Annotated in this window: 9 protein-coding genes; 5 read left to right on the forward strand and 4 right to left on the reverse strand. The window is 72.2% G+C overall.

The window, feature by feature from the left end:
- Positions 1-129: 129 nt before the first annotated feature.
- Positions 130-354 (reverse strand): hypothetical protein, encoded by a 225-nt coding sequence (locus ACRYR8_RS20390; protein ID WP_432486089.1) that lies wholly within the window; start codon positions 352-354, stop codon positions 130-132.
- 281 nt (positions 355-635) lie between these two features.
- On the reverse strand, positions 636-1421 hold the full coding sequence (locus ACRYR8_RS20395) for a ParA family protein (RefSeq protein WP_432486088.1): 786 nt from the start codon (positions 1419-1421) through the stop codon (positions 636-638).
- 398 nt (positions 1422-1819) lie between these two features.
- Between ACRYR8_RS20395 and ACRYR8_RS20400 the strand changes: the two genes are divergently transcribed.
- The 5 genes from ACRYR8_RS20400 (at position 1820) to ACRYR8_RS20420 (ending at position 5997) form a co-directional block, all read left to right on the forward strand.
- Positions 1820-2224 (forward strand): pentapeptide repeat-containing protein, encoded by a 405-nt coding sequence (locus ACRYR8_RS20400; RefSeq protein ID WP_432486196.1) that lies wholly within the window; start codon positions 1820-1822, stop codon positions 2222-2224.
- 122 nt (positions 2225-2346) lie between these two features.
- Entirely contained in the window at positions 2347-2973 is a 627-nt protein-coding gene (locus ACRYR8_RS20405) for a recombinase family protein (protein ID WP_432486086.1), read from the forward strand.
- Between the two features lie 160 nt (positions 2974-3133).
- Positions 3134-3472, forward strand: coding sequence for an ATP-binding protein (locus ACRYR8_RS20410; protein WP_432486085.1), 339 nt, complete (start codon positions 3134-3136; stop codon positions 3470-3472).
- Positions 3473-3568: 96 nt separating this feature from the next.
- Positions 3569-4921, forward strand: a complete 1353-nt coding sequence (locus tag ACRYR8_RS20415) for a DUF2254 domain-containing protein (RefSeq protein ID WP_432486084.1) — start codon at positions 3569-3571, stop codon at positions 4919-4921.
- Positions 4922-5127: 206 nt separating this feature from the next.
- Entirely contained in the window at positions 5128-5997 is an 870-nt protein-coding gene (locus ACRYR8_RS20420) for a GAF and ANTAR domain-containing protein (protein ID WP_432486083.1), read from the forward strand.
- Between the two features lie 155 nt (positions 5998-6152).
- Here the strand turns inward: ACRYR8_RS20420 and ACRYR8_RS20425 are convergent, their stop codons facing one another.
- Together ACRYR8_RS20425 and mobC are read right to left on the reverse strand one after the other, a co-directional pair.
- The gene (locus ACRYR8_RS20425; RefSeq protein WP_432486082.1) at positions 6153-7439 is read right to left on the reverse strand and encodes a relaxase/mobilization nuclease domain-containing protein; all 1287 of its coding nucleotides are present in this window, start codon (positions 7437-7439) and stop codon (positions 6153-6155) included.
- On the reverse strand, positions 7436-8256 hold an 821-nt coding region (gene mobC / locus ACRYR8_RS20430; RefSeq protein WP_432486195.1), incomplete at its 5' end, for a plasmid mobilization relaxosome protein MobC. The genes mobC and ACRYR8_RS20425, both read right to left, overlap by 4 nt.

Raw genomic sequence — 8256 nt, forward strand, 5'->3', positions numbered from 1 at the left:
TGAGGGGGGGGGGGGCGGGGGCGGGGGGGGGGGGGCGGCGCGCGCGCGCCCCGGCCGGGGCGGGGGGGGGCCGGCGGGGCCCCCCCCCCCCCCCCCCCGGCTCGGTGTCCACGTCAGGTCGTCGTGGACTCACTGCTCGCGCGTGGGCATCCCCCGGTTGCGACGCCCGGTCAACTGCCGGGCCTCCTCGTGCGCCTGGGCGATCAGCAGGTCTGCCAGCGGCAGTCCCCCGTCCACGTCCTGGCGTAGCCGCGTCAGCGCCAGGCGCACCAGGTCTGAGGAGGACACCCCTTCCAGGCCGAGGCTGGCGGGCGTCGTCTTGACCCATCGCCGCAGCTCAGGGGTCAGCGACACGGCCACCTTGGCGTAGGTGGCGCGCGGCGGGGAGAGTACTCCACTAGCCGACATGTTGACTGGTGAACTAGCGGACTTGTCGACTAGTTCACCAGTTGCCCGCTGAGTTCCTTCGTGCTGGGGTGCTTGCTCGCCGTCGTCCCACAGGGGGGCCGTGTCGATGCTGCTGGGCTCGACTGTCCCCAGGGGTGCCGCCGACGGCGCCGACGGCGCCGAGGAACGGGAGGCGCCACGGCGGGCGGTGCTCAGCATGTCGGTGGCGCTGACGGCCTTACGTGGACTCATGCTTGCGCCTCAGCGCCCTGCGCCCCGCTGGTCTGCGCGATGACCTCGGCCGTGAAGGCGTCGTAGGCGCTGGACAGGTCACCACTGGTGCCCGCGTCGCCTGCCACCAGCCGCTCGCCCACCTGGTCCTCGGCGGCCACCCGCCGGGGGATGGTCGCGGCGTAGATGGGCAGCCCGCTGCCTGCCAGGGCGTCCTGGACCTCCCGCGTCACCCGCGTGCGGGTGTCCGTCATCGTCACCAGCACCCCCAGCAGGGGGGCGGTGATGACCCCCTCCGCTCGGAAGTCCTCCGTCCACCCCAGGAAGGCGCCCAGGCCGGAGACGGCCAGCTTGGTGGCGCTGACAGGGGCGATGATCGAGTCCGCGGCCACCAGGGCGGCCAGGCTCACCAGCGACAGGCTCGGCGCCAGGTCCAGCACCACGTACTCGTAGCCCTCTCGGGCCGGGGCCAGGGCGCGGGCCACGCGGTCCTCACGGCGGGTCATGGAGACCAGCTGCACCTCCAGCTGGGCCAACGCCAGGGTGGCGGGCAGCAGGTCCAGGCCGTCGATGCGGGTGGGCCGGACGGCCTTGGCGAAGTCCACCCGCCCGGTCACCACGTCCTGGAGGTCCGCTTCCACGTCCTCAGGGTCGTCCACGAACCAGAATGTGGCGTGGGCCTGGGCGTCCACGTCCACCAGCAGGGTGCGGTGACCCCGGCGCGCGAGGCCGGCGGCCAGGTTGACGGCCGTGGTCGTCTTGCCGACCCCGCCCTTGTGGTTTGCGATGGCGATGGTGTGCACACCGGTCACCTTGTCGAGTAGTCGACCAGTCGAGTAGTCGCCACGCCGTGTTGAGCCAACTTGCTGACGGACACCGGCACGCGCGACAAGCTTTGCCGGTGTCTACGCCGACGCCTGACCCGCCGACGCCTGACCCGCCGACGCCTGACCCGCCGACGCCTGACCCGCCGACGCCTGACCCGCCGACGCCTGACCCGCCGACGCCTGACCCGCCGAGCCTGCGAAGGCGCCTAGGGGCGGTATGGCGTACCAACCGGACAGAGATCATCCGCGACTTAGGGATAGGGGCGCTTCTCACCCTCCTCGCCGTGGGCATCGATGCCCGCAGCGCCGCACGGCAGGAGCGGGTAGAAGCCCGGCAGGCGGAACGGCAGGAGGTCTTGGAGAACTTGCGCTTCGTGCGTGAACGGTCAGGGCAGCGCCAGAGCCCCAAGCCTTTCCAGGAACTGAACCTGGAGGATGCGAACCTGGCTGGGCTCGATCTTGGGTGCGCGCCACAGTCAGGGGAGCCCTGTACGGACCTAGTCGCTGCGGACCTGGGTAGGGCGACACTGACCGACGTAGACTTGACCGGCGCGGACTTGAGGCTGGCAAACCTAGGTGGCGCGTCCTTGATCGACGCAGACCTGGCTAGCGCGAATCTGCGAGGCGCATACCTGAATGGCACCAACCTGCATGGCACAGATTTGACCAGTGCAGATTTGACGGGCGCGGACCTGGCTGGCGTTTGCTTCACCTACAAGACGAGGTGGCCCATTGACTTCCAGCCTCCCGCCTCTCCCACATGCCCACCGTCTTCCTAACGACCGTTTCTGAGACACCGCGGGGAAGGAGCTGCCGGGCCGCGACACGCCGTCTCAAAACCCGTGTCCACAACTGGCGTCTCACCAGCGGCCGGTCGGTGCTTTCTGAGACGGTCCCGGCTGTGCCCGCCACCTCACCCACCCGCTCGACCGACTCACAGACCGTTCAGCGCCCCGGCCACCTGCTCGGCTACGCCCGCGTGTCCACCACCGCGCAGGACCCCGCCCTGCAGCACGACGCCCTGACCGCGGCCGGCTGCTACCGGGTCTGGACCGACACCGCCTCCGGCGCCCTCGCGGCCCGCCCCGCCCTGGACGACGTCTTGGCCCGCCTCGGACCCGGCGACGTCCTCGTCGTCTGGCGCCTGGACCGCCTGGCCCGCTCCCTTCGCCACCTCCTGCAGCTCATCGACGACCTGGACAGCAGGGGAGTGGGCTTTAAGTCCCTGACAGAGTCCATCGACACCACCACCGCCACCGGCCGCCTGGTGCTGCACCTCTTCGGGGCGCTGGGGGAGTTCGAGCGCGACCTGCTGCGTGAGCGCACCGCCGCCGGGCTGCAGGCCGCCGCCGCCCGCGGCCGACGTGGAGGCAGGCCGGCGCTGATGACCCCGGCCAAGCTGGCCGCGGCGAGGGCGCTGCTGGCCGACGGGCAGCACTCGGTGGGTAGGGCCGCAGCCGCGGTCGGCGTCTCGCGTGCCACGCTCTACCGGGCGCTGAGCGCCAATGAACTGGCTGATCAGCGATGAGGATCGGCACGGGGCGGGGTGCCTGCATCGGCGTGATCAGAGCGCGCCGCGCCGGGTGGCACCCGGAAGGTGTCGGATACCGAAGTACACCCACCCCGCACTCAGGAAGAGATCCACTGTGAGTCCTGACCCAGATGCCGCAGACGAGGTTCACCTCAGGTTGGCGCCGGACGCTGACGCGTTCGCACAGGCGCGGCGCTTCCTGAGCCTGTACGCCCAGCAGAGCGGCTTGGACGAGGAGCGCGCTGACGACCTGGTGCAGGCAGCAGCGGAGCTGATGGCCGTCGGCGGGCGCGTGCACCAGGTCTTGGCCCTGACAGTGCACGAGCACCCCGACCGCCTCACCGTCCTGGTCGACCTGGCCGGGCCGGTGAGCGTCGACGTGGCCGACGAGGCAGTCGTGCTGCTGAACGAGTTGAGCCGGCAGTGGGGCTGGCACCAGCTGCCGGGGTGCACGCAGGTGTGGTGCGAGGTGCCGAAGCACGGATCGACGACTTGAGCGCACGCCGCACACTGCACCTCGCGCGTCACCGACGTCCGCCACTGGCCCCACAGCTGCGGTGATCTCCGCGCCCGATCGGGGTAGGTGACGGACGTGGGCACCAGCAGCAGGAGCAGCACCAAGCACGTCGAGCGGTCCGGGGCGAAGGTGTGGTTGTGGCCGGGGGCGGCCGGCGCGGTGGCGCTGACCGCGGCGCTGGTCCTGGCGCAGCTGCGCCCGCGAGAGTCCTCGCTGCTCTCGCGCCTGGCCTGGCCGGGCGGCACGGACGGTGCCACCACGATGCTGCAGGCCATCGCGGGCGCCTCCATCAGCGTCATCTCGATGACGTTCTCCCTCACCGTCGTGGCCCTGCAGCTGGCCTCGCAGCAGTTCTCCCCGCGCCTGCTGCGCGACTTCATGCGCGACCCGTGGACGAAGGCCGTCCTGGCGGTGCTGGTCGCCACGTTCGTGTTCTCCCTGACGGTGCTGCGCGGGATGCACCCGGACCAGCCCCCGCCGGCGGCGGCGATGTTCGTCGCGTTCGTCCTGGGCATCGCCTCGATGGCGGCGGTGCTGGGCTTCATCAACCACCTCACGCGCCTGCTGCGGGTGGACACGATGATGCTCACCGTCCACGACGAGGCCCTGACGGCGATCGACGCGTTCTACCCCTCCCTGGACGACCCCCAGCGCCGCACCCCGGACGACCTGGACGCGGACTGGACCGCGGGCACCGGCATCCCCGCCACCCGCAGCGGGTTCGTGCGCGTCGTGGACGTCGAGGCCCTCGTGGACGCCGCGCGCGAGCACGACGCGCTCGTGTGGATCGAGGCGCGCCCGGGCGACCACGTCGTCACCGGTTCCCCCCTGGCCACCGCGTGGGCGCCCGGGCTGGACAAGCGGGGACGGGACGCGCTGGCCGAGCGGGTGCGCGGCGCGGTGGCCCTCGGCTACGAGCGCACCATCGAGCAGGACTCCGCCTTCGGGTTCCGCCAGCTCACCGACATCGCCGTCAAGGCCCTCTCCCCCGGCATCAACGACCCGGTCACGGCCGCGCACTGCATCGGGCACACCGCCGACCTGCTGGTGCGCCTGACCGGCAAGCAGCTGGGCCCCACCGTCCACGAGGACGACGACGGCGCCGCGCGGGCCGTCGTGCCCGACCGGGACCTGCGCTACTACCTGGACCTGGTGTGCGGGCAGGTGCGCCGCTACGGCGAGCACGAACCCACCGTGCTCGCCGCGCTGCTGCGCATGCTGCGCGACGTGGCCACCGCCGCCCGCACCGACGAGCACCGCGCCGAGGTCGAGCGGCAGGTCCGCCTGATCCTCGCGGAGGTCCCGGAGTCGATGGTGGACGCGGACGTCGAGCAGGTGCACGACCTCGCCGAGCGCGTGCGCACCGCCTCGGCCGGGGACGTGCGCGCCGCCTACCACGACCGCGCCGGGGAGACCCGCTCGATCTAGGGAAGAGCTTTCTCTATGGGTCTTAGGGCAGCTCAGGTGCTCGCTTAGGCCGGCGTAGAGCTCACCACGGCGGTGCAGCACTCCTTGAGAAGTCTCATAGCATCCTCACGCGGCATCCAACAGCGGGCCGCGACGATCAAGGAGCCGTTGTGAGTCAGCCGGCAAGCCGTCGGCCAGCGTCGGGGATTCCAGCGTCGGGATCTGCCATGCCCAGCGGACAGGTGCACCGCGCCGCTAAAGCCGATGCTGATGCTGATGTGCTGCAGGCACTGGTACAGCTGGCACAGCTGCCCGGTCAGGAGATCAGCACGCACCAGGTGCTAGCCCGTCTGGTCCGCGTGGTGCAGCACGCGATCGGCGCAGCGCACTGGTGCAGCATGCTGCTGGGCGATCCACTGCATCCGGATCACGTCGCGGCCGATTCGTGCAGCGCCCAACAGATGGACGGTGCGCAGCACGCCAGCGGTCAGGGTCCCAGCATCGACGCTTACCACCACCGCGTGCCCGTGCTCACCGAGGACCTCAGCGACGATCCGCGTTGGCCAGCCCTGGCCGCACAACTAGCGGCCCACGCGGCCCCGGCCCGCAGCATGCTGGCGGTACCCGTGATGGTGGACGCCACCGCCAACGGCACGCTGAACGGCCAGGTCGCCGGGGTGCTGAGCCTCTACAGCCCGCACCGCGATGCCTTCGGCAGCGCCGACGAGCTCGATTTCGCATTGAACGTGGCCACGATCGCCGCCGCGGTCGTGGCCACTCAGCAGCGCGTGGAGCAGGAACGCTTGATCGCGGAGAACCTGCGCATCGCGATGAGCAGCCGCGCCCCGATCGAGCAGGCCAAGGGGCTGGTCGCCGGCTGGCTAAGTTGCGGGATCGAGGAGGCCTTCGCCGTCATGGCCACCCTGAGCCAGGACCGCAACGTGAAGGTCCGCGACCTGGCTCAGCTGCTGGTCTGCGACCCAGTCGCGGCCAATCTGCGCCAGGTGCTGAGCGCGCAGCACCACAAGGTCAACGCGGGGCGGGCAACGCCGCATGCGCCTGCTCACCACCGCACGAATTCCTCGCAGCACGGGTGATTGCCCAGCGGATGTCGCACGGGCGCAGCCCAAACGCCCCTGGCCAGGACCTGACCTGCACCGCCAGGACCGGGCGCGACGGTAGAGAACAGAGTGACCAGTGAGCCCGGCTCTCGGCACCGCGTGATCTGCGAGCAGTCCGCTGCATCACCTGCTCAGCGGCCGAGTCCGGCATCGCGCCCAGCACCGCGTGAGCGGTCGTTGACCGTGCGATTCGAGCTTGCCTGCGCAGTCTGGGCGGCTGCCTTGGTCGCGTCCTGCGCCTGCCCCCGGCCCGGGGTGAGGCCCTGGCGGCGCTGGTGCTCCAAGGCGTCCTGGTGCAGCCGGTGCATGAAGTCCACCTGCTTCTCCAGTCGCCCACGCTGGGCGATGGCCGCGCCCGCTTCCTCACCACCACGCCGGCGCGCCCGCCACCACGCGTCGTCGCCCTGCACGCGGGCGGCGACCACCGTCGGCAGCGCGTCCAGGCGCTGCGTCTGCTGCTGCGCGACCGCTTCGGCCTGCGCCTGCTCGGTGCGCCGCTCGTGCCGCGCCTTGGACTCCAGCGCCTTCTTCGGCACCACCACCGCCGGCGCCGCCACGGGCGTCTGAAGCACGGGGGCGACCTTCGACCACGACAGCGCACGGTCCAGCTGCGAGGCACGGAACCACACCGCCTCCCCCGCCTGATCGATGTGTCCGGGCAGGGTGAAGGAGTACCCGCTGACCCGCCCGTTCGCGGCCTGGTTGGCGCGGTAGCCCACGCCCGCGCGCTCCAGCGCGGCCTCGAAACCCTCGCGTCCCGCACCCGCTGCGGCGTCGACCGCGGCGCGCACCCGCTCGGCCAGCTGCACCCGCTCCGGGGCCGCCCCGGTGCGCTGCCCGCGCCGCCACTCCCCCGCGCTGAGCTGGTGATCAGCGGTGCGCTGCGTGTCCTTGCTCGACACCCTCGGCGCGACGGTGAGCCCGTACAGCTGCTCCAGCTGCACGCACGCCGCCTGCGCCGCCCGGTAGTCGTTGCGGGCGTGCCAGACGCGCCCGTCGAAGCCCACCCGGGACACGGCCAGGTGCACATGGTCGGCGCCGTGGCGCACCACCACCCACGGCTGCGTGGCGCGCTGCTCCCACGGCACGTCCGAGCCGATGGCGTCCACGAAGCCCATCGCCTCGGCGAACACCGCCGCCGCTTCCGCCCACTCCTCATCGCTGAGCGTGCGGTCGCCCGGTGCGCAGCGCAGCGAGGCGTGCCAGATCGGGCGGGTGATGTCCGGGCGGGTGCGCGCTGCGTCGCTCAGGATCCACGCCCACGTGGTGCCGTCGCGGCTGCCGTCCAGGCACACGTTGCCGCCGATGACCGCACCACCTGACCGGCCGGCGTACACGTGCTCCTCCTTGGTGCCCGGCCCGTGCAGGTACGCGGCCAGATCCCCGGCCCGCTCCCCCCGGGTGATCTTCGCGATCACCGCGCACCACCACCCGCACCACCGCGCCCGGCATCGCGTCCACCGCTGCGCCCAGCATCGCGCTCGCCCTCGCGCAGCCACGGGTTCACCGGCTGCTGCCCCGGCCGCTGCACGGGGCGATCCCCCGGCCCCGGCGTGCCCGACGGCGCATGTGAGGGAGCGCTCGACGGTGCACTCAGCGGTGTGCCGAACGGCGCGCTCGGCGTCGCCGGTGCCACCCGCCGCGGCGCCCGTTTCGCCTTCGCCGCCGCGGCCACCGCAGCCCCCCTCGACGTGCCGGCACCACCCCTTGCGGCACTAGCTGAGGCACCCGCTGCCGCCACCCGCTGCTGCACCAGCGTCATCACCGCACGCACCTCCACCACCGCCGCCCGCAGCTGCGCCAGCACCCCCGACTGCACCCCGTGCACGTGCACCGCGTGCACCGCCTGGTTCAAGTTGTTCGCCACCCGCGAGAGCTCACCGCGCAGCACCGACGAGCGCGCCAGCACCTCCGCCAGCTCCATGTCCACGCCCAGACCCACCCCACCCGGTGCACCACCCGGCGCACCCGCAGACGTCTCCTTCGACGTCCGCACTGCACGCCCACCCCGGGCCCGCACGGCACCCGCATCCACACCCTGCTCCAGCCGCGCGTTCACCTCATCGCGCACCCACGCACCCAACCGCCCCCGCCCCGCCGAAGCCGCCGCCGCCTCCCACGCCGCGTGCTCCTCAGGCGTCAGCCGCACCGCCACCGTGCGCGTGCGCTCCACTGCCATCGAGGCCTCCTTCTTCCTGCCGGTGGTGCGCGGTGCAGCGCGCCAAGCGCTGCACC

It is taken from the genome of Kineococcus esterisolvens (assembly GCF_050871405.1).
GTDB lineage: Bacteria > Actinomycetota > Actinomycetes > Actinomycetales > Kineococcaceae > Kineococcus.